This is a genomic window from Massilia sp. IC2-278 (genome assembly GCF_020708045.1).
Taxonomy (GTDB): domain Bacteria; phylum Pseudomonadota; class Gammaproteobacteria; order Burkholderiales; family Burkholderiaceae_D; genus Telluria.
Genome location: NZ_JAJFES010000001.1, coordinates 252,647 through 276,715, shown reverse-complemented (window position 1 = coordinate 276,715; position 24,069 = coordinate 252,647). Strand labels below are relative to the sequence as shown.

At 64.6% G+C, this 24,069-nt stretch carries 22 protein-coding genes, 4 tRNA genes and 1 pseudogene; 14 read left to right on the top strand and 13 right to left on the bottom strand.

Going from position 1 to position 24,069, the window contains the following annotated elements:
* Positions 1-277 precede the first annotated feature (277 nt).
* Positions 278-1,666, top strand: a complete 1,389-nt coding sequence (locus LK540_RS01245; protein ID WP_229435198.1) for a tetratricopeptide repeat protein — start codon at positions 278-280, stop codon at positions 1,664-1,666.
* Between the two features lie 109 nt (positions 1,667-1,775).
* On the opposite strand, the gene LK540_RS01240 is transcribed toward LK540_RS01245, so the two are convergent.
* The 6 genes from LK540_RS01240 to cysS form a co-directional block, all read right to left on the bottom strand.
* A tRNA-Ser gene (locus LK540_RS01240) sits at positions 1,776-1,868 on the bottom strand.
* Positions 1,869-1,968: 100 nt separating this feature from the next.
* On the bottom strand, positions 1,969-3,216 hold the full coding sequence (locus tag LK540_RS01235; protein ID WP_229435196.1) for an aspartate kinase: 1,248 nt from the start codon (positions 3,214-3,216) through the stop codon (positions 1,969-1,971).
* Between the two features lie 121 nt (positions 3,217-3,337).
* The gene (tilS, locus tag LK540_RS01230; RefSeq protein ID WP_229435194.1) at positions 3,338-4,759 is read right to left on the bottom strand and encodes a tRNA lysidine(34) synthetase TilS; all 1,422 of its coding nucleotides are present in this window, start codon (positions 4,757-4,759) and stop codon (positions 3,338-3,340) included.
* A gap of 25 nt (positions 4,760-4,784) precedes the next feature.
* The gene (locus LK540_RS01225) at positions 4,785-5,762 is read right to left on the bottom strand and encodes an acetyl-CoA carboxylase carboxyltransferase subunit alpha (RefSeq protein ID WP_229435192.1); all 978 of its coding nucleotides are present in this window, start codon (positions 5,760-5,762) and stop codon (positions 4,785-4,787) included.
* Between the two features lie 75 nt (positions 5,763-5,837).
* A complete protein-coding gene (locus LK540_RS01220; protein WP_229435191.1) occupies positions 5,838-6,524 on the bottom strand; it encodes a DNA-3-methyladenine glycosylase in 687 nt (228 codons plus the stop codon).
* Positions 6,524-7,921 carry a cysteine--tRNA ligase gene (gene cysS, locus LK540_RS01215; protein ID WP_229435189.1) on the bottom strand — a complete coding sequence of 466 codons (1,398 nt, stop codon included), beginning with the start codon at positions 7,919-7,921 and terminating at the stop codon, positions 6,524-6,526. Before cysS ends, LK540_RS01220 begins: the two co-directional genes overlap by 1 nt.
* A gap of 294 nt (positions 7,922-8,215) precedes the next feature.
* On the opposite strand from cysS, the gene LK540_RS01210 reads away from it, so the two are divergent.
* The 3 genes from LK540_RS01210 to LK540_RS01200 are packed head-to-tail and all read left to right on the top strand — an operon-like array spanning position 8,216 to position 10,149.
* Positions 8,216-8,791, top strand: a complete 576-nt coding sequence (locus LK540_RS01210) for a peptidylprolyl isomerase (RefSeq protein ID WP_374041320.1) — start codon at positions 8,216-8,218, stop codon at positions 8,789-8,791.
* A gap of 50 nt (positions 8,792-8,841) precedes the next feature.
* A complete protein-coding gene (locus LK540_RS01205; protein WP_229435185.1) occupies positions 8,842-9,336 on the top strand; it encodes a peptidylprolyl isomerase in 495 nt (164 codons plus the stop codon).
* Positions 9,337-9,384: 48 nt separating this feature from the next.
* Positions 9,385-10,149, top strand: a complete 765-nt coding sequence (locus LK540_RS01200; RefSeq protein ID WP_229435183.1) for a UDP-2,3-diacylglucosamine diphosphatase — start codon at positions 9,385-9,387, stop codon at positions 10,147-10,149.
* A gap of 53 nt (positions 10,150-10,202) precedes the next feature.
* Here the strand turns inward: LK540_RS01200 and LK540_RS01195 are convergent, their stop codons facing one another.
* Positions 10,203-10,463, bottom strand: a complete 261-nt coding sequence (locus LK540_RS01195) for a hypothetical protein (RefSeq protein WP_229435181.1) — start codon at positions 10,461-10,463, stop codon at positions 10,203-10,205.
* Here LK540_RS01195 and LK540_RS01190 point away from each other — a divergent pair.
* The 5 genes from LK540_RS01190 to LK540_RS01170 are packed head-to-tail and all read left to right on the top strand — an operon-like array spanning position 10,462 to position 14,336.
* The gene (locus LK540_RS01190; RefSeq protein WP_229435179.1) at positions 10,462-10,830 is read left to right on the top strand and encodes a GntR family transcriptional regulator; all 369 of its coding nucleotides are present in this window, start codon (positions 10,462-10,464) and stop codon (positions 10,828-10,830) included. The two genes, LK540_RS01195 and LK540_RS01190, sit on opposite strands and share 2 nt — an antisense overlap.
* Entirely contained in the window at positions 10,827-11,684 is an 858-nt protein-coding gene (locus LK540_RS01185; protein ID WP_229435177.1) for an ABC transporter ATP-binding protein, read from the top strand. The genes LK540_RS01190 and LK540_RS01185 overlap by 4 nt, the downstream gene beginning before the upstream one ends.
* Positions 11,681-12,667, top strand: coding sequence for a hypothetical protein (locus LK540_RS01180; protein ID WP_229435175.1), 987 nt, complete (start codon positions 11,681-11,683; stop codon positions 12,665-12,667). The genes LK540_RS01185 and LK540_RS01180 overlap by 4 nt, the downstream gene beginning before the upstream one ends.
* A gap of 12 nt (positions 12,668-12,679) precedes the next feature.
* Positions 12,680-13,429 carry a hypothetical protein gene (locus LK540_RS01175; RefSeq protein WP_229435173.1) on the top strand — a complete coding sequence of 250 codons (750 nt, stop codon included), beginning with the start codon at positions 12,680-12,682 and terminating at the stop codon, positions 13,427-13,429.
* Positions 13,430-13,451: 22 nt separating this feature from the next.
* Entirely contained in the window at positions 13,452-14,336 is an 885-nt protein-coding gene (locus LK540_RS01170; protein ID WP_229435171.1) for an alpha/beta fold hydrolase, read from the top strand.
* A gap of 15 nt (positions 14,337-14,351) precedes the next feature.
* Here LK540_RS01170 and LK540_RS01165 read toward each other — a convergent pair whose 3' ends face one another.
* The 5 genes and pseudogenes from LK540_RS01165 to rnr all read right to left on the bottom strand — a co-directional run.
* A complete protein-coding gene (locus LK540_RS01165) occupies positions 14,352-15,020 on the bottom strand; it encodes a YceH family protein (RefSeq protein ID WP_229435169.1) in 669 nt (222 codons plus the stop codon).
* Between the two features lie 7 nt (positions 15,021-15,027).
* Positions 15,028-15,765 (bottom strand): serine O-acetyltransferase, encoded by a 738-nt coding sequence (gene cysE / locus LK540_RS01160; protein ID WP_229435167.1) that lies wholly within the window; start codon positions 15,763-15,765, stop codon positions 15,028-15,030.
* Between the two features lie 127 nt (positions 15,766-15,892).
* On the bottom strand, positions 15,893-17,434 hold the full coding sequence (locus tag LK540_RS01155; RefSeq protein WP_229435165.1) for a hypothetical protein: 1,542 nt from the start codon (positions 17,432-17,434) through the stop codon (positions 15,893-15,895).
* Positions 17,435-17,588: 154 nt separating this feature from the next.
* Positions 17,589-18,323, bottom strand: coding sequence for a 23S rRNA (guanosine(2251)-2'-O)-methyltransferase RlmB (rlmB, locus tag LK540_RS01150; RefSeq protein WP_229435163.1), 735 nt, complete (start codon positions 18,321-18,323; stop codon positions 17,589-17,591).
* A gap of 1,228 nt (positions 18,324-19,551) precedes the next feature.
* Positions 19,552-21,766, bottom strand: a pseudogene (rnr, locus tag LK540_RS01145) (ribonuclease R); the annotation flags it as partial.
* A 452-nt stretch (positions 21,767-22,218) separates the two neighbouring features.
* Between rnr and LK540_RS01140 the strand changes: the two are divergent.
* The 3 genes from LK540_RS01140 (at position 22,219) to LK540_RS01130 (ending at position 22,612) form a co-directional block, all read left to right on the top strand.
* A tRNA-Leu gene (locus LK540_RS01140) sits at positions 22,219-22,303 on the top strand.
* 77 nt (positions 22,304-22,380) lie between these two features.
* Positions 22,381-22,465, top strand: a tRNA-Leu gene (locus tag LK540_RS01135).
* A gap of 62 nt (positions 22,466-22,527) precedes the next feature.
* Positions 22,528-22,612 (top strand) — tRNA-Leu (locus LK540_RS01130).
* A gap of 77 nt (positions 22,613-22,689) precedes the next feature.
* Here the strand turns inward: LK540_RS01130 and cueR are convergent.
* Entirely contained in the window at positions 22,690-23,079 is a 390-nt protein-coding gene (cueR, locus tag LK540_RS01125) for a Cu(I)-responsive transcriptional regulator (RefSeq protein WP_229435907.1), read from the bottom strand.
* A gap of 107 nt (positions 23,080-23,186) precedes the next feature.
* On the opposite strand from cueR, the gene LK540_RS01120 reads away from it, so the two are divergent.
* The gene (locus tag LK540_RS01120; RefSeq protein WP_229435161.1) at positions 23,187-23,390 is read left to right on the top strand and encodes a hypothetical protein; all 204 of its coding nucleotides are present in this window, start codon (positions 23,187-23,189) and stop codon (positions 23,388-23,390) included.
* 81 nt (positions 23,391-23,471) lie between these two features.
* The gene (gene phaP / locus LK540_RS01115; RefSeq protein ID WP_229435159.1) at positions 23,472-24,044 is read left to right on the top strand and encodes a TIGR01841 family phasin; all 573 of its coding nucleotides are present in this window, start codon (positions 23,472-23,474) and stop codon (positions 24,042-24,044) included.
* Positions 24,045-24,069: the final 25 nt, after the last annotated feature.

Below are 24,069 nucleotides of genomic sequence, written 5' to 3'. Positions count from 1 at the left end.
TGAGCAGGCACAAAGCACATGGTTTCCTTGGTGCAACCTTTACGCCCGCACACCATGCCGATGCGCAGCCTGGGTAGGCTTCTTCTGCAGCCGGGCAGGTGCGGCGTGGCGGCCCGGATGGCGACATGTCCCGACCTGGAAGCGTCGGGACTGCGATACGGGATGCCTCTCGGGACGGCGCAGTTCGCGTCCCGACCTCTTCCAGCTCGTCAGCGCATCTACCTCTTCATCATCGGGCCGGCTTCGCTGCCGTCGCCCTTCACCAAGGAGTCTTGCAATGAAATACCTGGGTATTCTGGTACTGTTGGCCTGGACCAGCTCGTCCGTCGCCGCCGATCCGCCAGGCGCCGCGCTGAAGGATTTATTTGAGAAGGCACGCTACGAAGAATTCATACCGATGGCCGAGCGCCTTGCTGCAACCGGCAACGCCGAAGCGCAGTTCTACCTGGCCCAGGCCTACCACGGCGGCAAGGGCGTGGACGAGGACGCAGGACGTGCCCTCGAACTGTATGAAAAGGCCGCAAGGAATGGCCACGCTCGGGCCATGAATCAGCTTGGCCGCCTCTTCCTGCACGAGGCCGAACAACCCGGCCAGGCGGCAGCGCTGTTCCAGCGCGCGATGAAGATGGGCGGCGCCGACCTGGCCAGCACCGATCTCGATATCGCACGCTGGATGTCATGCACCGAGGAACGTAACCCCGGCGCGTGCACGCATGCGGCCCAGGCTTACCAGGCCGAATGGGAACGTACCCGCGCCGACGATGCGCTCGCCAAAGCGCTCGATGCCCTGGCAGCCAACTGCGAACATGCCGCGCGCCCCAGCCGTGGCGCGTCGGGACAGTTCGAACTGCCGCCACCGAACGCCTGCGCCGATGCAATCGCCCTCTCGGAACGCGGCGCAAGCGCGGGCAGCCTGTCTGCCACGCACGCACGGGCGCGCCTGGCAGCCATGGTCGGCGACAACCCGGCCATGCTCGCATGGCTGGAGCGCGGCGCCGGCGGTGGTTATGTGAAGTCCAGCGAACAGCTGGGCGCCCTGTACGCGGCCGGCGAAGGCGTGCCGGCGAACCAGGAGCGGGCCCGGGAATGGTACGAAAAGGCCGTCGCCGCCGGCAGTACGCGCGCGTCGTCCTGGCTGACCGGGTATTGGGAAGCGGCGGCCCGCGACACGACCGACCGGAGCAAGGTCAAGCAGGCACTGGACGCGCTGATGCGGCTCCACCCCGACGAGCAGCGCGAGGCCTTTGACGCCGCCGCGCGCCTGGATTACCTGGAGACGTTTGCGCGCAACGCCGAAGATGGGCCGTCCTTGAAGGAGCCGCTGGCGCGGACCATTTGCGTGCCCGAACTGGAGAGCGGCCGTGCCCATGCCTGGCGGATTCATGCGTTGAACGACCCGGACACCGGGGACGACGAGACGGAAGAGTTGGCCGGCATCGCGCAAGGACGAACCGGAAAATCGGGCTGCCTGCGTCTTGCCCCTGAGGCGGCGCGCAATATCCACGCAATATTCAAGCGCGGGGCAACGCCGCTACTCGCGGTAGCGCAACAGCATTACATCCTTGCCCTGGGTCCTGCCGGCGAAAAGGTCCGTACGGTCACACTCGCACCACATCTTCACCAGCACACGCACGGTTGCGGATGCGGACACCGTCATGAGGAATAACACGGGGCCGAAAGCGAAAGCAGGAATCGAAGAGAAAGACGTACAGGAATAGGAATAGGAAGCGGGAAAGAAAAAAGCCACCTTGCGGTGGCTTTTCTCTTTGAAACTTTGGCGGAGACGGTGGGATTCGAACCCACGATACGGGTATAAGCCGTATGCATCCTTAGCAGGGATGTGCCTTCGGCCACTCGGCCACGTCTCCAATCAGCTCTTAACAATGTTGCTCGTTGTCGCTGAGTGCAGGCATATTAATGGCCACGCCCCGTTTGGTCAAGGAAGCACGGCCAAAAATATGAAAAAAGTTAAGCTTTCTCCAGATCAAAAGCTTTATGCAGGGCACGGACGGCCAGCTCCATGTATTTTTCGTCGATCAGCACCGAAATCTTGATCTCGGAAGTCGAGATCATCATGATGTTGATGTTCTCGTCGGCCAGGGTGCGGAACATCTGCGAAGCAACGCCGACGTGGCTGCGCATGCCCACGCCCACCGCCGAGACCTTCGATACCTTGGCGTCGCCGACGACGCGGGTGTAGCCGAGCACGTCTTTCTGGCTTTCCAGCACCGCCAGGGCGCGCTGGTAGTCGCCGCGCGAGACGGTGAAGGTGAAGTCGGTCTTGCCGTCCACCGACTGGTTCTGGATGATCATGTCCACTTCGATGTTGGCGTCCGACACCGGGCCCAGGATGTGGAAGGCGACGCCGGGCTTGTCCGGCACGCCGAGGACGGTGATCTTGGCTTCATCACGGTGAAAAGCGATACCGGAGATGACGGCTTGTTCCATGTTGGTTTCTTCCTCAAACGAAATCAGGGTGCCCGAATTGGCTTCCTCGGCCAATGGCATCAGGGGATCGGTCAGCGACGACAGCACGCGCGTCGGGACCTGGTAGTTACCGGCGAACTCGACCGAGCGCGTCTGCAGCACTTTCGATCCGAGCGAGGCCAGTTCCAGCATTTCTTCAAACGTGATCTTTTCCAGGCGGCGCGCCTCGTCGACCACGCGCGGGTCGGTCGTGTAGACGCCGTCGACGTCGGTGTAGATCAGGCATTCGTCGGCCTTCAGCGCGGCGGCGATCGCCACGGCCGAGGTGTCGGAACCGCCGCGGCCCAGGGTCGAGATGTTGCCCTGCTCGTCCACGCCCTGGAAACCGGTGATGATGACGATCTTACCCGCCTCGAGGTCGCTACGCACGCGCGAGTCGTCGATCGACTGGATGCGTGCCTTGGTGAACGAGGAATCGGTGCGGATGCCGACCTGCCAGCCGGTATAGGAGACGGCGTCCTTGCCGATGGCCAGCAGCGCCATCGCCAGCAGGCCGACCGACACCTGCTCGCCGGTCGAGGCGATCATGTCCAGTTCGCGCGGGTCCGGCTGATCCATGATGGCCTTGGCCAGGCCGATCAGGCGGTTGGTTTCGCCCGACATCGCCGACGGCACCACGACGATCTGGTGCCCCGCGTCATGCCACTTGGCGACGCGGGCCGCAACGTTCTTGATACGGTCCGTCGAACCCATCGACGTACCACCGTATTTGTGGACAATTAAAGCCATAAAAGGAGCTTCCCAGCTTGAAAATGATAAAAGGGGATAATCACTCTAGCATGCTGCATCGCAAAATCACAAGAGAGGGAAGTCCGAAAAGCTATACGGAATCAAAATAAAGTAATACGTTTTACGTATTACAACTTTCCATCCTGGACTCCCAACGCAGGGCGATGCGCTCGCCGGCGTCCTGGCTGAAGTGGTGGCAATCCATGCCCAGCCCGGCCGCGTACAGCAGGTCCGCACCGCTGCTGACGATGGGCAGACGCGCGCGCTCCCAGGCCGGCACGTCGGCTGCCTGGTAGTGCGCCTTCAAGCCGCGCGTCGGACGGTTCGGCGCCAGCTTCAGGCGCTCGCCGCCCTTGCGGAAATCGATGAGCAAGGATTGGGCACGCAGCCAGGCTGCATCGAAGCCGACCTCGGCCTGCTCGAAATGCAGCACGCCGCCGTAGGCCGGGAAGGCCAGCGAGGCTTCGCCCTGCCAAGTAAAACCTTCGCCCAGCTTCTCGATCACGCCTTCGTCGTCCGGGTCGCGCATGCCGGCCAGATCGGCCAGTTTCGGCGTAATGTACAGGCGGTCGCGGTGGCGCCGGATGTGGCAGGCCGGGTGCGTCACCAGCAACTGGGCGTCGTGGCGTGCCTCGACCAGCTGCGCCACCATTTCCACCAGCCAGGCTGTGGACGGCATCGCCAGGCCTTGCTGGCGGAACCAGTGGCGCAGCATGTTGTAGGCGCGGTCGAGCGACATGGCGCGCAGGCGTGCGACATCCACGGCGCCGTCGGCCAGGCTGGCCGCCAGGTCCTGCGCCGCCAGCTCGTCGAGCAGGCGCTGGGCCGATTGCGCATGCGCGGCGCTGCGCGCGAAGCGCTGCTGGAAGCCGGGGAAGGCCTGGGCCAGCGCCGGCATCACCGTGTGGCGCAAGGCATTCCGGGCATGGCGCGGATCGCGGTTCGATTCGTCCTCGACCCAGGCCAGACCGTGTTCGTTGGCGTAGGCTTCGAGTTCGGCGCGCGCCAGCGGCAGCAGCGGGCGCGCCATCACCAGGCTGGGGTTGCCCAGCAGTTCGGGGGCGCTGTTGGCCGCATCCATGCCCGACAAACCGGCCGGTCCCGAGCCGCGCAGCAATTGCAGCAGCACGGTCTCGGCCTGGTCGTCGAGATGGTGGGCGGTCAGCAGCAGGCCGGCGCCGTGTTCGCGGCACAGCTCGCCGAGCGCGCGGTAGCGAAGTTTGCGCGCCGCCGCCTCGATGCCGGCACCGCCCTGCTCCACCGCCACCCGGCGATGGTCGACAGTGGCGCCAAGTGCGGCGGCGGATGCCTCGACGTGCGCCAGCCAGGCATCGGCGTTCGGGCTCAGGCCATGATGGACGTGGAAGGCAAACAGGGACACGCCATGCTGGCGGCACCAGCCGGACGCCAGATGCAGCAGGACCATCGAATCGAGGCCGCCGCTACAGGCAATGGCAAGGGAGGAAGAAGGGACTTGCTCGCGCAGCGCCGCGAGGGCGCGCGCGAAAATGGCCGGGACTTGCCCGGCTGAAGGACTACTCACTGAACATCTCGAATGAAGGAAGAACTTACTCTTCGGTCGGCAGGGTTTCCTTGAACTTGCCGTAGGCCATCAGCTTCTGGTGACGGGCTTCGAGCAGGTCCTTGGTCTTCATGCCCTGGAACTGGCGCAGGGTGTCGGCCAGCGCGCGTTTCAGCATCTGCGCCATGCCTTTCGGATCGCGGTGGGCGCCGCCCAGCGGTTCGGTGATGATCTTGTCGATCACGCCCATCGCCTTCAGGCGGTGCGCGGTCAGGCCTAGGGCGTCGGCCGCATCGGAGGCGCGCTCCGAGGTCTTCCACAGGATCGAGGCGCAGCCTTCCGGCGAGATCACCGAGTAGGTCGCGTATTGCAGCATCAGCACCGCGTCGCCGACGGCAATCGCCAGCGCGCCGCCGGAGCCGCCTTCGCCGATGATGGTGGCGATCAGCGGCACTTTCAGCTCGGCCATGACGTACAGGTTATGGCCGATCGCCTCCGACTGGCCGCGCTCTTCGGCGTCGATGCCGGGGAAGGCGCCTGGCGTATCGACGAAGGTGAAGATCGGCAGGTTGAACTTTTCCGCCAGCTTCATCAGGCGCATGGCCTTGCGGTAGCCTTCGGGCTTCGGCATGCCGAAGTTGCGCATCGCGCGTTCCTTCGTGTCGCGGCCCTTCTGGTGGCCGATGACCATGCAGGCCTGGCCGTTGAAGCGGGCCAGGCCGCCGATGATCGACTGGTCGTCGGCGAAGGTACGGTCGCCGTGCAGCTCGTGGAAGTCGGTGAAGATCGCGTTCACGTAGTCCATGGTGTAGGGACGCTGCGGGTGGCGCGCGATCTGCGACACTTGCCATGGGGTGAGCTTGGCGTAGATATCCTTGGTCAGCTGCTGGCTCTTCTTGGCCAGGCGGTCGATTTCTTCCGAAATATCGACGGCCGAATCGTCCTGGACGAAGCGGAGCTCTTCGATTTTCGAATCGAGCTCGGCAATCGGCTGCTCGAAGCTGAGGAAAGTTGTTTTAGTCATTGTACCTCCGGGGTTGTTCTGTGGCCGCGCCGGCGCGGGGCCGGCGGACCTGATTCGGCGCTATTCTACCGCAGCCTAGACCGTATCGGACGCGCCATCAGACCCATTTGCAGGGTCGAGACTGCGCCACAAATACCAGGTGGCGACGGTGCGCCAGGGTTCCCAGTTCGCCGCGACTTCGCGTGCATCGCTGCGCGACACCGGCTCGCCGGAAAAATAATTCTGGCTGATGCCCTGGATCAGGCCGGCGTCGTCCAGGGGCAGGACGTTCGGCCGCAGCAGATTAAATATCAAAAACATCTCGGCTGTCCAGCGGCTGATGCCGCGAATCCGGACCAGCTCGGCAATCACGGCCTCGTCATCCATCTGCGACCACAGATTCGCGTGCACGCGCTTGGCCTTGAAGTGGTCGGCCAGGTCGAGGATGTATTCGGTCTTGCGCTTCGACAGGCCGCAGGCGGCCAGCCCCTCGCCGCCGAGCTTGATCACTTGCGCCGGGGTCAGTTTCGGGCAGGCCAGTCCGAGCTTGGTCCAGGCGGCGTCGGCGGCTTTCGGCGTGACCTGCTGGCCAACGATGGAACGGGCCAGCGTCGTGAACGGGTCCGGGTGGCCCTTCAGGTGCATGTCGCCGATCTGCGGAATCAGGCGCTTCATGATGCGGTCGCGCCGCATCAGTTCCGCCTTGGCCTCGGCCCAGTAGGCGGGAACGTCGAGTTCCGGCGCCGCCGTCCCTGGGCCGGCCTTGTCCTGTTCGGCTGCCATTATGCGCGGCGCCAATTCGTCGTACCGTCCGGCTTGTCTTCGAGGATGATCCCGGCGGCAGTCAGTTCGGTGCGGATGCGGTCGGCCTCCGCAAAATTGCGCGCCTTCTTGGCGGCGGCGCGTTGCTCGATCAGCGACGCGATCTGCGTTTCATCGAGGCCGCCCTCGCCTGCGCCCACGCCGGCTTGCAGGAAGTCCTGCGGCGCGCGCTCGAGCAGGCCGAGTACGCCGGCAAGGGCTTTCAGCTGGCGCGCGGTGGCCACCGATTCCGTGCGATTGACTTCGCTTGCCAGGTCGAACAGTTCGGCCACGGCCAGCGGCGTGTTGAAATCGTCGTCCATCGCTTCGCGGAAGCGTACGGCGTGTTCCTCGTTCCAGTCGACCGCGGCCTCATCGCCCAGGTGGATGTCGGCGAGCGCCGTGTACAGGCGCGTCAGGGCGGCTTTGGCGTCGTCGATGTGCACGTCCGAGTAATTCAGCGGGCTGCGGTAGTGCGAGCGCAGGATGAAGAAGCGCACGACCTCGGCGTCGTATTTCTTGAGCACGTCGCGGATGGTGAAGAAGTTGCCCAGGGACTTGGACATCTTTTCGTTATCCACGCGCACGAAACCGTTGTGGATCCAGTAGTTCACCATCGGGCCGCCGAAGGCGCCTTCGCTCTGGGCGATCTCGTTTTCATGGTGCGGGAACTGCAGATCCTGGCCGCCGCCGTGGATGTCGAAGTGTTCGCCCAGCAGCGCGCACGACATGGCCGAGCACTCGATGTGCCAGCCCGGGCGGCCGCGGCCCCATTTCGAATCCCATTTCGCTTCGTCGGGTTCGGATTCCTTGGCGGCTTTCCAGAGCACGAAGTCGAGCGGGTCGCGCTTGCCGGTGTTGATGTCGACGCGCTCGCCGGCGCGCAGGTCGTCGAGCGACTTGCCCGACAGCTTGCCGTAGCCTTCGAAATCGCGCACGGCGAAGTTCACGTCGCCATCTTCGCTGCGGTAGGCCAGGCCTTTCGCTTCGAGCATGTCGATGATCGACAGCATGCCCGGCACGTGTTCGGTGGCGCGCGGCACGAAGTTCGGCGGCAGGATGCCCAGCGCCTCGGTATCTTCGTCCATGTATTTGGTGAAGCGGTTCACCAGCGAGGACATGGTTTCGCCGTTTTCGGCGGCACGCTTGATGATCTTGTCTTCGATGTCGGTGATGTTGCGGACGTACTTGACTTCGTAGCCCGACGCCATGAGCCAGCGGTAGATGACGTCGAAGGCCATCATCATGCGCGCGTGGCCGACGTGGCAGTAGTCGTAGACGGTCATGCCGCATACGTACATGCCGACCTTGCCGGCCTCCATCGGGACAAATACCTGTTTTTCGCGCGCCAGCGTGTTGTAGATCTTTAATTGGCTCATTGGTGATGATGAAACTGAGGGGACGGGACGCCCGAGCAAGCGAATGCCGGGCACGGCGCCAAAAGGGGCGCGCGCCGGGAGATGATGCTTTGCGTCGAGATCGTCGAGACCCTCGTTGTTGTTCTTCTTGATAGAATGGGACGTTCTGCGCAAAGTATAGCATTGATAAAATCCCGACTGGCCGCCTACGGCTCAGGTTTATTTTTCTGTAAAAGACTTGACACGGCCTTGCGCCACGTCCACCGAGGAGAGCCCTTGAAGCACACCACCGCATACCCGACCCGCCGCCTGATGATGCGCCTGGCCGCCGCCGGCGCCGCCCTGCTGGTCTCCGGCGCTGCCCTCGCCTTCGAGAATCCGCAGGTGTCCCTGAAGACCACGATGGGCGAGATCGTCATCGAGCTCGACCAGGAAAAAGCGCCGAAAAGCACGGCGAATTTCCTGCAATACGTCAAGGCCGGCTTTTATAAAGGCACGGTCTTCCACCGCGTGATCAGCGACTTCATGATCCAGGCCGGCGGCTACACCGAGAAACTGATCGACAAGCCGGGCGTGCGCAAACCCATCCCGAGCGAAGCCCAGAACGGCCTGTCGAACAAGCCCTATACCGTGGCGATGGCGCGCACCGAGAATCCGAACTCGGCCACCTCGCAATTCTTCATCAACACCAACGACAATGCCGGCCTCGATTATCCGGGCATGGATGGCCACGGCTATGCCGTTTTCGGCCGCGTGGTGAAGGGCCAGGAAACGGTCGACAAGATCAAGAACGTGATGGTCGACGACGTGCGCGGCATGCAGAATGTGCCCGTGACGCCGGTCGTGATTCAGAACGCGACCATCCTGTCGGGCGATAAGCTTGTAAAATAACGCTTGCACATTTCGCATTCGTACACGAATTTCAACAAAAAGGAACTCACATGACCTCCGTACTCATGACCACCAACAAGGGCAACATCACCGTCGAGCTGGACGCTGAAAAGGCGCCGAAGACCGTTGCCAACTTCCTGGCATACGTCGAACAGGGTCACTTCACCAACACGATCTTCCACCGCGTGATCAAGGACTTCATGATCCAGGGCGGCGGTTTCGAGCCGGGCATGAAGCAGAAGGCCACCGACGCCACCGTCGAGAACGAAGGCAAGAACGGCCTGAAGAACGACAAGTACACCATCGCCATGGCCCGTACCTCGGCGCCGCACTCGGCATCGGCCCAGTTCTTCATCAACACCAAGAACAACGACTTCCTGAACTACCCGGGCCAGGACGGCTGGGGCTACGCCGTGTTCGGCAAGGTCACCCAGGGCACCGAAGTCGTCGACGCGATCAACACCGTCGCCACCTCGCGTTCGGGCATGCACTCCGACGTGCCTGCCGAGCCGGTCATCATCGAGAAGATCGAAGTCGTCCAGTAATCAGCTAGTCAAGTAAAGGCGCGCGGGAACGAGAACACCAGCACCACCATGTCCACTCCCGCGCGCACGCTCGCGCTTTTCATTTCCGACCTGCACCTGCAGGAATCCCATCCGCGCACCCTCGATGCTTTCTTCCGCTTCCTGGAAGAACACGCACGTCATACCCGCCAGCTCTATCTGCTCGGCGACATCTTCGAATACTGGGCCGGCGACGACGACCTCGATACGCCCTTCCACGCCCGCATCGTTGCCGCCCTGCGTACGCTCGCCGACGGCGGCGTCGAACTGTTCTGGATGGCCGGCAACCGCGACTTTTTGGTCGGCCAGGGCTTTGCCGATGCGGCAGGGCTGACGCTGCTGCAGGAGCCGCATGTCATCGACGTCAAAGGCCAGCGCATCGCCCTGGTGCACGGCGACGCCGAATGCACGCTCGACACCAAGTACATGGAATTTCGCGCCATGGTGCGCCAGCCGGCCTGGCAAACGCAGTTCCTGGCCATGCCGCTGGCCCAGCGCAAGGCCATCATCGCCGGCCTGCGCGAAGGCAGCCGCGAAGCGCACACGACGAAATCCTACGAGATCATGGACGTCACGCCAGACGCCATCGACGCCCTGCTCGACGCCACCGGCGCGCAGGTGCTGATCCACGGCCATACCCACCGGCCCGCCGTTCACCGGCACGGCGCGCGTTTGCGCTACGTGCTGCCGGACTGGGAGCTCGATGCCGAGCCGGCGCGCGGCGGCTGGGTCGCCGTCGACGGTACCGGCAAGATCGTGCGCACCGGACTCGACGGCCAGCCACTCCCAGCCTGAATTAACTTGCCGCCGGCAATAATTCGTTAGTTTTCTCACAAACAAATCCTCTATCATTGCCCGCTGATTCCACAGCGCTTGCAAGAGGTTTTGTCGTGTCCACACCATTGTTCGGTCTTGATGAACAGCCGGGCTTTCCTCCGGTCCAGCGCGCCTTTCCTGCCGTTTATTCCCGTTTTCCTGCAGCCCATCGCAACCCGGTGGTTGACCGGAATGCTGGTGTCATACTCCACTACAACACCAACGCATTCATCCACAGGAGCCAGACATGCAGGAACATGTGGCAACACCAGCGCGACAGGGAGGCCGGACATGAACATCGGCTGGAACGACAACGCACCGATCTACCGCCAACTGAAGGACCGCGTCATCGGCATGATGCTCGACGGGGTCCTGAAAGCCGGCGACGCCCTGCCCTCGGTCCGCCAGATCGCGGCCGAATACCAACTCAACCCGATCACCGTCTCCAAGGCTTACCAGGAGCTGGTCGACGAAAACCTAGTAGAAAAACGAAGGGGAATTGGCATGTACGTTACTGAAGGAGCAAGCGAGAAACTGCTGGCCAGCGAGCGCGAGCGCTTCCTGAGCGAGGAATGGCCGGCCATGGTCGAGCGCATCCGCCAGCTCGGCCTGAATGTCGAGCAATTGCTGCACACCGCACAGCCGGGAGGCACAGCATGAGCGCCGTCATCTCCGCCAAGAATTTGAGCAAGAAATACGGCAAGCAGACGGCGATCGACGGCATCGACTTCGAGATTCCCGCCGGCCGCATCGTCGGCCTGATCGGCCCCAACGGCTCGGGCAAGACCACCACGCTGAAGGCGGCCCTGGGCCTGATCCCGTTCGACGGCGAACTGCGGGTGATGGGCCTGGACCCGCGCACCCAGCGCGACGCCCTGATGCAGGACGTCTGCTTCATCGCCGACGTGGCGATCCTGCCGCGCTGGCTGCGGGTGCGCGACGCCATCGACTTCGTGGCCGGCATCCACCCGCGCTTCGACCGTGCCCGCGCCGAGCGCTACATCGCGAATACCCGCCTGACCCCGTCCATGAAGGTCAAGCAGATGTCGAAGGGCATGATCGTCCAGCTGCACCTGGCGCTGGTGATGGCCATCGACGCCAAGCTGCTCGTGCTCGACGAACCCACCTTGGGCCTGGACATCCTGTACCGCAAGCAGTTCTACCAGAACCTGCTGGAAGACTATTTTGACGAAAACAAGACCATCGTCATCACTACCCACCAGGTCGAGGAAGTCGAGCACATCCTCACCGACCTGATGTTCATCCGCGACGGCAAGATCGTGCTGGCCGCCTCGATGGACGAAGTCGGCGAGCGCTATGTCGAAGTCATGGTCCCGGCCGACAAGGTGAATGCGGCGAACGCGCTGCAGCCGATCGACCAGCGCACCGTGTTCGGCAAGTCGGTGATGCTGTTCGACGGCGTCTCGCGCGCCCAGCTGTCCGCCCTCGGCGAAACGCGCAATCCGAGCGTGGCCGACCTGTTCGTGGCAACGATGAAAGGAACCTACGCATGAATACGATGAAATGGCTGCTGCGCCGCGAGTTCTGGGAACACAAGGGCGGCTTCGTGTGGGCGCCGCTGATCGCAGCGGCGATCATGGTGGTGCTGGTGGCGGGCGTGGTCGGCTACGGCGTCGGCGCCGACAAGTTCCAGAACGACAGCATCACGCTGCGGGTCGACGGCGAGGAAGTGCACCGTACGCAGATGTCGGTGCTGGCCACGGGCCACACCCGCACCGAGATGGCGAACGTGGCGGCAAACAACTACTTGGCCGTCGGCGCGCCGATCTTCCTGGTGCTGCCGGTGGTGGCCTTCTTCTACTGCCTGGCCGCGCTCTACGACGACCGCCGCGACCGCAGCATCCTGTTCTGGAAGTCGCTGCCGATTTCCGACACCACCACCGTGCTGTCGAAGCTGCTGACGGCGCTGGTGCTGGCGCCGGCGATCACCATCGGCATCGCCAGCGCCGCCGCCTTCGTGATCCTGATACTCGCCGGGGTCGCCGTCAGCGCCCAGGGCGTGAATCTGTTCGCGCCGGTGCTCAGCAACATCAACTTGTACCTGTCGCCGGTGTACCTGCTGGCCATGATTCCGGTCTACGTGCTGTGGGCGTTGCCGACCGCCGGCTGGCTGCTGCTGGTGTCGAGCTGGGCGCGCTCGAAGGTCTTCCTGTGGGCCGTGGGCGTGCCGCTGATCGCCGCGGTCCTGCTGAAGTGGCTCGATTACATGCTGGTCCTGTACGGCACCACCATCAACGCCGACTGGATCATCAACAACGTGCTCGAGACCCTGCTGCTGGGCCTGGTTCCCGGCGCCTGGTTCATGGACGGCGGCACCGCCCTGCCGGTGCGTGCCCAGCACGGCGCCGACATGCTGTCGCTGCTGAGCGCCTCCTGGGGTAGCCTGGCGCGGCCGGAAGCCTGGGTCGGCGCGGCAGGCGGCGTGGCGATGATCGCCGCCGCCATCCGCCTGCGCCGCTGGCGCGACGAAGGCTGAGGGGAGCCCTTCATGCGCACCATCATGCTTGCCTGCGCCCTCGGCGCCCTGCTCCTGGCCAGGCCGGCCGCCGCCGTGCCGGGCGTCGACGAGCCGGATACCGTGAAAGTGAACGCGATCCGCAACCCGGAGATCCATACTTACAAGGCCGTGCTGGCCGGGCTGGACAGCTTCGAGGAGTACCACGCTCTGGCGCCGAAGGTGCCGGAACTGCGCTTCCGTATCCGGCCGCGCGGCGGCGCCGGGCTGCCCGAGCAGCCGCGCGTGCGGATCGAGGACGACCACGACTTCATCCTGCCGCTGGACCTGGACGCCGCCAATCGCTTCAGCGTGCCGCGCAGCGAGGCGGCCGAGGATGAGAACGGCGAAGTGGTGCTGAACCAGAAGCGCAAGCTCTACCGCATCCACCCCGACGTGCGCACCCCGGGCCTGCCGGCCAACGTGCGCCGCCTGGGCGACCTGCGGCTGGAGTGCAAGACGATGATTGCCATCGCCAAGGAAGAGATTCCGCTGTTCTGGGTGGTGGCGATCAATGGACTGCTGCTGACCCGCGACTGGTGCAACTTCACGCACAAGGAAGCGATGCCGGACTGGGGCTTCGACAGCGATGTGCCGATCGTCGGGGCGATCCTGCAGGAAGGTAACCGCAGCAAGCTGCTGAAGACCGACGGCGACCGCTTCAGCGTGGCGCTGGGCGACACGTCCTGGGGCGACGATGCGCTGATCGAGCTGGAGTTCGCGCCCGCGCCGGCAAACCCATAACCATAACGATAACGAGACCAAGATGAAGAACAAGTTATTGCGTACCACGATGTCGGCCCTGGCACTGGCTTGCTGCACCCTGGCGCAGGCGCAAGCGCCGGCCGCCCTCCCCAGCGAACAAATTGCCGTCGGCGCCAGGCCGTATGCGATGCAGATGGCCAGCCTCGGCAGCGGGCGCTACACCGTGATCTTCGAGTCCGGCTTCGGCACCGATTTGCGCGCCTGGCGCAAGGTGGCGCCGGAAGTGGCGAAATCGGCGCGCGCCGTGACGTATTCGCGCGCCGGCCACGGCCAGTCCGAGCCGCGCCCCGAAGCGCGCACCATCGAGCAGAGCACGGTCGAACTGGAAGAACTGATTGCGGGCGCGAAGCTGGCGCCGCCCTTCGTGCTGGTCGGGCATTCCTACGGCGCGTTATTGATGCGCTCGTTCGCAGCGCGTCATCCGGACCAGGTGGCCGGCATGGTGCTGGTCGATCCGAGCGACGAGCGTTTCAATCCGGCCCTGCGCCAGCTTGACGCCGGGCGCGCAGCGAACGACGACCGCGCCTTTGCCGCCATCGTGCCGCCCAAGTTCCAGCCCGAACTGAAGCTCTTGCAGCCGGTGCTCGACAGCGGCAAGCTGCCCTTTGCCGGCAAGCTGCCCGACGTGCCGACCGTGGTGCTGACCTCGAACCAGCAGGCGGAAAAGCCGGAATTCTTCTTGGAGACGCCGCAGGCGGTGGCCATCAAGCAGCAGCTGCATGCGGACTTCGTGCGCCAGTTCCGGGATGGCTCGCAGGTGGTCACCAGCAAGAGCGGCCACAACATCCAGCTCGAGGAACCCGAGCTGGTGATTGCGGCCGTGAAGAAGGTGATTGCCGCGGCCGACGGGGCCGCGGGGGCGCCGGCGCTGCAGGCGCAGCGCTGACGTCTTACGCGAAGGTCACTGGAACTGCTGGCGGAAGGCCTCGAACTGGGCCTTCAGGTCGGCCACTTCGTCGCGCAGGGCGGCCACTTCCGCTTCCAGCTGGCCGATGCGGCTGCCAGCGGGCGCTGCCTGGCCGGCAGCGGCGCCAAAGGCCGAATCGTCGCGCGCGGCCGAAATCTCGCCGCCCAGCAGCTGGCCGTAGCGCGATTCCTTGGTGCCGGGCGCGCGTTCCAGCTTGGCCACCAGCGGCGGGTATTTATCGATCAGGAACTGGAGCGCGCTTTCGGCCTCGCCCACGCTCTTGAATTCGTGCAGGCGCCCGGTGCGGGTGCGGATTTCGCCGGCGGTCTGCAGGCCGCGCAGCATCAGCACGGTCAGCACGGCGACCTTGTCCTGCTCGAGCGTCCACTTGATGCGCATGCGATGTTCGTACTTGGTGACGCGCGCGCCGGCCTGGGTGATGCCGTTCACTAGGCGCCGTTCGATCAGGCGCTGCAGGGTGTCCTGGACGGTGTCTTCGGACAGCTGCATCACCGGATCGCGGCTCGACAACTGGTTGCAGCCGTTGGTGATGGCGTTCAGCGACATCGGGTAGTTATCGGGCGTGAGCGCTTCTTTTTCGGCGAGCACGGCCAGCACGCGGATCTCGAACGGATCCAGTACATCCTTGGTTTCTTCAGTCATCGGTTCCTCAGTCGACCAGCCGGTTCAGTTCGGCCGAATCGAGTTTATCACCCTCGCGCACGTTCGGACAGGCGATGCCGGCCGCCTTGATGGTTGCCGTCAGGCGTTCGAGCTGCTCGTCCTGGCGCGCCACGTGGTCGATCAGGCCGCGCAGGGCCTTGCTCAAGGGGTCGTCGCCGTTTGGCGTGACGCCATAGGCGGCGAACATGCGGGCGCTGCGCGACTGGTCTTCCTTGCGCATGATGTGGGCCGGATTGCCGACCGCGGTGGCGCCGGCCGGCACCGGTTTGACCACCACCGCGTTCGAGCCGATCTTGGCGAATTCGCCGACCGTGAACGCGCCCAGCACCTGCGCGCCGGCGCCGACGATCACACCGCGCTCCAGGGTCGGGTGGCGCTTGGTGCCGGCCACCAGCGTCGTGCCGCCCAGGGTCACGCCCTGGTAGATGGTGCAGTCGTCGCCGACCACGGCCGTCTCGCCGATCACGACGCCGAAGCCGTGGTCGATGAAAACGCGGCGGCCGATGGTGGCGCCGGGGTGGATTTCGATGCCGGTAAAGATGCGCGCGATGTGCGAGACGAAGCGGCCCAGCCATTTCAGGTTCAGGCGCCAGCAGGCATGGGCCCAGCGGTGCAGGACGATGGCGTGCAGGCCGGGATAGCACGTGAGCACTTCCCAGCCGTTGCGGGCGGCCGGGTCGCGTTCGATGATGTTGCGAATATCTTCGCGCAGGGAGGCAAACATAATGAGTACAAAAGCAAAACAGCGGCAATGGTAGCTTATCCGGCTGCCGGCTGCTTGGGAGGCCCCGGTTTTGGCCGCTTTCCGGCTCCCTCCTTGTTTTCTCCTGCCTCGCCTATTGCATCGATGTTTATACTGCCGGCTGCTGGCAGGCGCTGTCGCCAAAGCTCTCGTCGAGCCAGGCATTGAGCTCCTGCCTGCCCCTGTCGTCCAGGCTCGGCAGCAGCGACGCGTACCAGCGCCGGCCCTGCTCGTCGTCGAGCGCGGCGCGCACCAGCGGGCGGGTGTTGTCGAGGAAGGCGCCGAAGAAGGGAATGCGCTGGGCGTACAGCACCGTCGCATCGGTGGTGCCGAGTTCGGCGTACACCTGGCGGATCTTTTCCAGGTAGGGCAGCGCCGCCCGCTCCTGCCCCGTGCGGCCAAGCGCGGTGACGAAGCCGATCCAGACCTGCAGCATCGGCAGCTCGCGCGAGCGCAGGTTCAGCGCCGCCGCCTGCTCGACCCAGTCGACTCCCTGCGCCGTGGCGCCCGCCATTACCGACGTCGTCGCGGCCTGGAGCGCGTTGTGCGCGCTCGGTTCGTGGTCGAACAGCGCCTGCCAATAGTAGCGGGCGTCAAGCCAGCGTTCGAGGCCGGAACAGGCGAGCGCGCAGATGCGCAGGGCGTCGGCTTGCACTGCCGGATTATCCGAACTCAAGCGGGCAGCCGCCGCGGTGCAGGCCTGCTCGTGTGCGCCGTCCTGCAGGAAGGCCAGGGCCGGCGCCAGCTCGGGGGCGACCGGGCGCCCGGCATCTTCGTCTTGGGCGACAATACGCTGTTTCTGCGTCAGTTGCCGGATCAGCGTATCCACGTCGATGCCGGGCAGGCGCAGGTAATCGACCAGCAGTTCCTGCTTTTTCTCGGGCCGGCCGCTGTCGCCCGGGTGCGAGGTGACGTTCACCAGCGAGACATAGGCGTCGGAGGCCCGGCAGCGGTAGAGGGTGACTTCGGCGTAATCGGGCGCATCAGGTGCCAGCGGCACCAGCAACGACGGCAGCAGCGATGGGTCGGCGGCCAGGCGCTCGACATCTTCGCTCCCCAGCAAGGCGAACCGGCACTCCACGACTTGCTTCCTGGCCCAGCTGAGCGAGGCTTCGCAGAACGGTTCGCAGGCGCGCAGGCGGCCCATGAAAGACGGCAGCATCAGGTGCATGGCGAGTTCGCCCAGCCAGAACAGGGCAACGATAAAGGCCGGCACCACCGCCTTGCTGATCGTCACGCCGCCGCTCGTGGCGATGTCGGAGGCCGCCAGGAACATGCCGACAGGGTCCGCCGCCACGCGGATCGCCACCTGCAGCGGCTCGCCGGCACCGAGCGCCTCGGTCTTGCTGGTCATCAGCAGCGTGAGCCAGAACACCCATTGGCAGTACCAGCCGGCCAGGGCAAACACGACACCGACCTTGCTCATCCAGCCGGGATTGCGCACCTTGGCGCCGACGGCCACCAGGCTGACGATCAGCCCCAGCACGGCCGAGTAGCCAAAGGCGAGAAATGCGCCGATCACCAGGGGAACCTTGCCGATGGCCCAGGCATAGATCCAGCCACAGGGAAGGACTGCCAGCAGTCCCAGCAGGGACATCGGCAAAAGGGCGACAGGCACCCTGCCTGACGGTTGATAGCACGTGGTGTTCATGGCCGGCTCCAATGAAATACAGTCGATGGATCGTCGATCGGACGAGCCATTATGCGTAGCGGAGCGTCATCTAAGTTGCCATGAGACAATAAAAAAGCGCCCGCGAAGGGCGCTTATGACAGGCAGCAAGCTGTCGGGAACGAAGCCTATTGGATCAGGCGCCGCGCTGGCGCCGCGCTTCGTACAGGCAGACGCCGGAAGCCACCGACACGTTCAGGCTCTCGACCGAGCCGAACATCGGGATGCTGACCAGCAGGTCGCAGGTTTCGCGGGTCAGGCGGCGCATGCCCTCGCCTTCCGAACCCATCACCAGCGCGGTCGGGCCGGTGAAGTCGGCTTCGTACAGGCCCTTGTCGGCGTCGTCGGAGGTGCCGATCAGCCAGATGCCGCGTTCCTTGAGGTCGCGCATGGTGCGCGCCAGGTTCGTCACCGTGATGTAGGGGACGGTCTCGGCGGCGCCGCTGGCGACCTTGGCCGCGGTGGCGTTCAGGCCGACCGCACGGTCCTTCGGCACGATGACCGCGTGCGCGCCGACACCGTCGGCCACGCGCAGGCAGGCGCCCAGGTTGTGCGGATCGGTGATGCCGTCCAGGATCAGCAGCAGCGGCGGGCCGTCGATGGCGTCCAGCAGCTCGTCGAGGTTGCGCGCCAGCGCCAGCTGGCTGGCAAAGGCGATCACGCCCTGGTGGCGACGGGTCCCGACGATCTTGTCGAGACGGGCTGCCTCGACCGGCATCACGCGCACGCCGGCTTCCTTGGCGTTGGCGACCAGGGCCTTCATGCGGGCGTCGTTACGCTCGGCGTCGACGAAGATTTCTTCCACCGACTGGGCTTCGTGGCGCAGGCGCGACGTCACCGCGTGGAAACCGAAAATCATTTTATTCTTCATGCTTTACTTCTTTTCTTGCTCGTTTTGGATGCGGTGCCGGCCTCGGCGGCCGGCTTCTTCTTGGCGCTGCTCTTGGCGGCGGCGCTAGGGGTTTCTACTGCTGCCGCTGCCGGGACTGCGGCTTTCGCTGCGGTCTTGGTCGCGGCTTTCGTTGCGCGCTTTGCTGCCGGTGCTGCCGGTGCTGCCGCAGCTTCGGCGATAGGTGCGGCCACTGGCGTCACGTCTGCCACGGCTTTCGCGGCACGCGTACGGCGTGGCTTGGCCGGGACTTCGACGGCGGCGATGGCTTCTGCAACGCTAGGCGACGCGCTCGGCGCGGCCTCGGCGACCTGCGCAGCCACGTCAGCTGCCTTGGTGCGGCGTGCGCGCTTGGCGGCCACCGGTGCGGCCTCGGCCACGGTCTCGGCTTGCGGTGCCGGGGCCGGGGTTTCCAGCACAGCCTTGACGGCCTTGGCGGCGCGGGTGCGCTTCGGTGCCGGGGCCACCGGGGCCTCGACTGGCTGCGGCGCTGCGGCGGCGACCGGCTCGCGTACGGCTTCCTGCTCGGCCGGGGCCGGTGCGGCGGCGGCCTTGCGCTTGCGTGCCGGCTTGGCTGGGGCTTCGGCAGGAGCGGCCGCTTCCACCGGCGCTGCCGCGACTGGCTTGGCTTTCGCCTTGCGCGCCGGCTTGGCTACCGGCTGTGCAAGCACCTCCGGCTGCGCCTGCGCTTGCGTTGCCTCGACCTTGTACACCTGCGCGTCCTGGGCCGGCTGCGGATTCGATGGCTGCGCATTCGATGGCTGCGCATTCACCGGCTGCGCACCTGCTGGCTGCTCATTCGATGGCTGCACATTCACTGGCTGCACGTTCGCCGCCTGCGCACTTGCTGCCTGGCGTTCGGCCGCGGCCCTGCGGCGTGCGCTGCGCGAACGCTTGTTCTTGCTCTTGCCGGTGCTTTCGGCAGGCGCGGTCTCGGCTTCGGTATCGGCCTGCGGCTCTGGAGCGCGCACGCCGTTCGCCTGCTGGCGCGCCAGTTCCGCCGCTTCCTTGCGGGCGCGGCGCGAACGCTTCGATTTACCGGACGGCTTGGCCTCGACGATGTCGTCGAAGTTCAGCAGCGACGCAGTGCCGTTCGCCTGGACCGGCTTGGCATCGCGGCCATTCGCGGCCTTGGCCTTGCCCCTGCCCTCGTCGGCACGGGACGGCTGGCGTTCCTGCGCCGGCGCAGCCACGGCGCCTTCGCCGTCGGCCAGTACCAGGTCGATCTTGCGCGCTTCCAGGTCGACCTTGGCCACCTGCACCGTCACGCGGTCGGTCAGGCCGAAGGTCTTGCCGGTGCGCTCGCCGCGCAGCAGGTGACGCGCTTCGTCGTACTGGAAGTAATCCTGGCCCAGGCCGGTGACGTGCACCAGGCCCTCGACGTACAGCTCGTCGAGCTGCACGAAGATGCCGAAGGTGGTCACGCCGGCCACGGTGCCGGTAAACGACTCGCCCAGCTTGTCCTGCATGAAGTAGCACTTCAGCCAGTTCTCGACGTCGCGCGAGGCTTCGTCGGCACGGCGCTCGTTGGCCGAGCAGTGCACGCCCAGGGCGTCCCAGATGGTCAGGTCTTTTTCGTTCTTCGCCTTGCCTTCAGCCTTGTCTTTCGCGGCCTGCTTGCGGGTGGCGTTCGAGACGGTCGTGTTCAGTTTCGACACGTCCAGGCCTTTCGGCTCGTAGCGCTTGCCCAGCAGGATCGCCTTGATTGCGCGGTGCGTGAGCAAGTCGGGATAGCGGCGGATCGGGCTGGTGAAGTGGGCATAGGCCTCGTAGGCCAGGCCGAAGTGGCCGACGTTGTCCGGGCTGTAGACGGCCTGCTGCATCGAGCGCAGCAGCATGGTCTGCAGCAGCGCAGCGTCCGGGCGCTCCTTGATCTCGCGCATGACGGCAGCGTAGTCCGAGGCGCTCGGCTTGTTGCCGCCGCCGAGGTTCAGGCCGGTCTGCTTGAGGAAGGTGCGCAGCTGGTTCAGCTTTTCCTCGGTCGGCACCGCGTGGATGCGGAAGGTGCCCGGGTGCTTGTGGCGGATCAGGAGGTCGGCGGCGCAGACGTTGGCAGCCAGCATGCACTCCTCGATCAGGCGGTGCGCATCGTTGCGGGTACGCGGGATGATCTTCTCGATCTTGCCCATCGGGTTGCAGACGATGTAGGTTTCGGTCGTCTCGAAATCGATGGCGCCGCGTTCCTGGCGCGCGCCCAGCAGGGCGTGGAAGACCTCGTTCAGGTTCAGCAGGTGCGGCACGATGGCCGGACGCGCTTGCGCTTCCTCGCCCTTCGGATCGGCCAGCACGGCAGCGACCTGGTTATAGGTCAGGCGCGCGGCCGAGTGGATCACGGCCGGGTAGAACTGGTAAGCGGTGACTTCGCCTTTGCTCGTCACGACCATGTCGCAGACCAGGGTCAGGCGGTCGACGGCCGGGTTCAGCGAGCACAGGCCGTTCGACAGCTTCTCGGGCAGCATCGGGATCACGCGGCGCGGGAAGTAGACCGAGGTGCTGCGCTCGATCGCGTCGGCATCCAGCGAATCGTTCGGCTTCACATAGTGGCTGACGTCGGCGATCGCCACCAGCAGGCGGTAGCCGCGCTCGCGGCCGAGCTTCACCGGTTCGCAGTAGACGGCGTCGTCGAAGTCGCGTGCGTCTTCGCCGTCGATGGTCACCAAAGGTACGTCGCGCAGGTCGACGCGGTCGACCAGGTCGGGATCGTGCACTTCGTTCGGCAGTTTATTCGCTTGCTTGAGCGCGTTCGGCGAGAACACGTGCGGCACGCCGAACTTGCGCACGGCGATTTCGATTTCCATGCCCGGGTCGTCCAGCTCGCCGAGCACTTCGACGATGCGGCCCGTCGGCTGCTGGAAGCGCGCCGGCTGTTCGATCAGTTCCACGCTCACGACCTGGCCGGCTTTCGCCTTGCCCGGGCCGCCGGCAACCAGCACGTCCTGGTTCATGCGCTGGTCTTCGGGCGCGACGATCCAGACGCCGCCTTCATTGAGCAGGCGGCCGATGATGTGGGTGTTCGCGCGTTCCACGACTTCGACGATGGTGCCTTCCGGACGGCCGCGGCGATCCAGGCCGGTGACCTTGGCCAGCACGCGGTCGCCATGCAGGACCTTCTGCATTTCCTTGTCGTTCAGGAACAGGTCCGGACCTGGCGCGTCGGGGATCACGAAGCCGAAACCGTCGCGGTGGGCGGCGATACGGCCGGCAATGAAGTCGCCGCTATCGGCCAGCGCATAGACGCCGTCGTCGCCGGCAGTGATTTGTCCGTCGCGCTGCATGGCGTTCAGGCGGCGGCCCAGGACTTCCTGGGCAGCTGGCTTGACCTTCAAGGCACGTGCGAGAGTGGCCGCGTCGAGTGGGGTACCGGCATCGCGGAAGACGCCGAGGATTTCCTCGCGGCTAGGAATGGTATGAGTAGGTTGCTTCAAATCGGTTTCTTGAATTCTTCTATAGTAGCGCCGGAGCGGCCGGCACCATGGTTGGATTGACACCTTGACAGGCGTAGTGTAACGGAGGACCGGGCGATTCGCCTAACGAAGCGTGCTGCGTGGCGCTATATAGAGCGAATTGAAACGTGGGGCCGATTAGCGATGGAAATAGGCTGGCACCTTGCCGGGCATTTCGGTGCGGTCATTTCGATGTGCTGCAGGGTCCGTTATGCCCTTGCAGGAGAGTCTTTGACTTTTGCAATCCTTCCGCTATAATCTCGGCTCTCTCGCAACGACACATGTTGAAGCGAAAGAAAAAGAAGCAGCAGGATCAGGAAGTTCTACGTAAGACAGCGAAAGTTGATCTAGCGAAAAATAGGAAAGCCTGATATTGTATCAGCTTCAGCAGTAAAGCAGTAAATGAGCAGCAAGCAGCAAGAGCAGTAAATAAGGCCCACGTGGCGGAATTGGTAGACGCGCATGGTTCAGGTCCATGTGCCGCGAGGTGTGGGGGTTCGAGTCCCTCCGTGGGCACCAACTACTGGCAGTACTCCGCAGTTTGTTGTACCGCGATACCGTCAAGGTAACGCAAAAATGAAGTTAGCAGCATCAGTGCCCACGTGGCGGAATTGGTAGACGCGCATGGTTCAGGTCCATGTGCCGCGAGGTGTGGGGGTTCGAGTCCCTCCGTGGGCACCACTCTACCGGAAGTGTAATCCGCAGTAGTCAGTAGTATCGTTGTGTTAGCAGTACCCAGCAGTGCCCACGTGGCGGAATTGGTAGACGCGCATGGTTCAGGTCCATGTGCCGCGAGGTGTGGGGGTTCGAGTCCCTCCGTGGGCACCAAAGGCTTTTCCCGGTTATCCGGTGCAAAACGCCGCAATCCTTATCCAAGGTTTGCGGCGTTTTTCATTTCTACTCCCCTATTGCGCAGCCAGGTCATCCAGGATCGGGCAATCCGAACGGCTATCCCCATGGCATGACGCTGCCAATTGCTCGAGCGTGCGCCGCATCGCCTCCATTTCCGCGATCTTGCGGTTCAATTCATCGATATGCTCGCGGGCCAACGCCCGCACGTCGGCACTTGCGCGACCCTTGTCCTGCCAAAGCGCCAATAAATCGCGGATCTGGTCCAGCGAAAAGCCGAGCGCGCGGGCGCGGTGGATGAATTGCAGCACCTGCACGTCCTGGCTTGCATACACGCGATACCCGGCATCGGTGCGGCGCGCGGCGCCAATCAGGCCGATCGATTCGTAATGGCGGATCATCTTGGCCGATACGCCCGAGGCGCGGGCGGCGTCGCCGATATTCATGCTGTCCATTCTATTGTTCTCCAGTCGAGCGAAAAGCATACACCTTCCCATCATGGGAAGCACAAGACCGGATTGCGCCCCCCCGCCTGTGCTATGCTCGGCCTCACATGAAACTCTCCACCTTTGTCAGCGGCTTCATCATCGCAACCGTCTGTGCGGGCGCCCTCGCCAGGCCCGCGCCCTGGTTCCAGTGGCGCAGCAAGGCCGACGGTTCGCTGGCCTGCTCGCAAACCCCGCTCGGCCCGGGCTGGGAACGCGCCGCCGGTCCGTATCGGGACGCCCGTTGCGAAAAGCTCATCGTTGCTAAATAATAGGCTGCTCGTTCTACAACTGAGCCAGCATGTGTGCCAGCACGTCGTCCGTCGTTCCATACTTATACCGAGGAGACATTGATGTTCACGAGCCCCGAGCAATTCGCCAGCGCCACCAAAACCCTGTTCGACCTGCAGATGCAGACCTTCGACATGCTTGCCAGTAAAACGGTCAAGGGTCTGGAGCAGGTCGTCGCGCTGAACATGGCAACCGCCCGCAACACGATGGACCAGACCCTGGCCGCCAGCCGGGACCTGAGCCAGGCGCGCGACGCCCGCGCCGCCTTCGATGCCCTGTCGGCCCGCATGGCGCCGGGCGCCACCGACAGCGCCGAATACCGCGCCCAGCTGAAGACCATCATCGACGAGATGCAGAGCGAGTTCCGGCGCGCGGCCGACGTGCACGTGGCGGAAGCGAAAAGCACGCTGTCGGCCCTGATCTACGACGTCACGCAGAACGTGAAGCCGGGTTCGGAGAACGCGGTCGAGATCATCAAGGCCGCCATCGACAACGCCTTCAAGGGCTACGAGCAGGTGACGCAAGCCACGCGCCAGGCGGTACAGAACGTCGAGGAGCAGATCGCCAAGGCTTCGTCGATGGTCAATCCCGGCATGAACAAGCCGGCTGCGCCGGGCGACCAGCCGGTCGAATAAGCGTCGGCCAACAAACAGGGCGGCC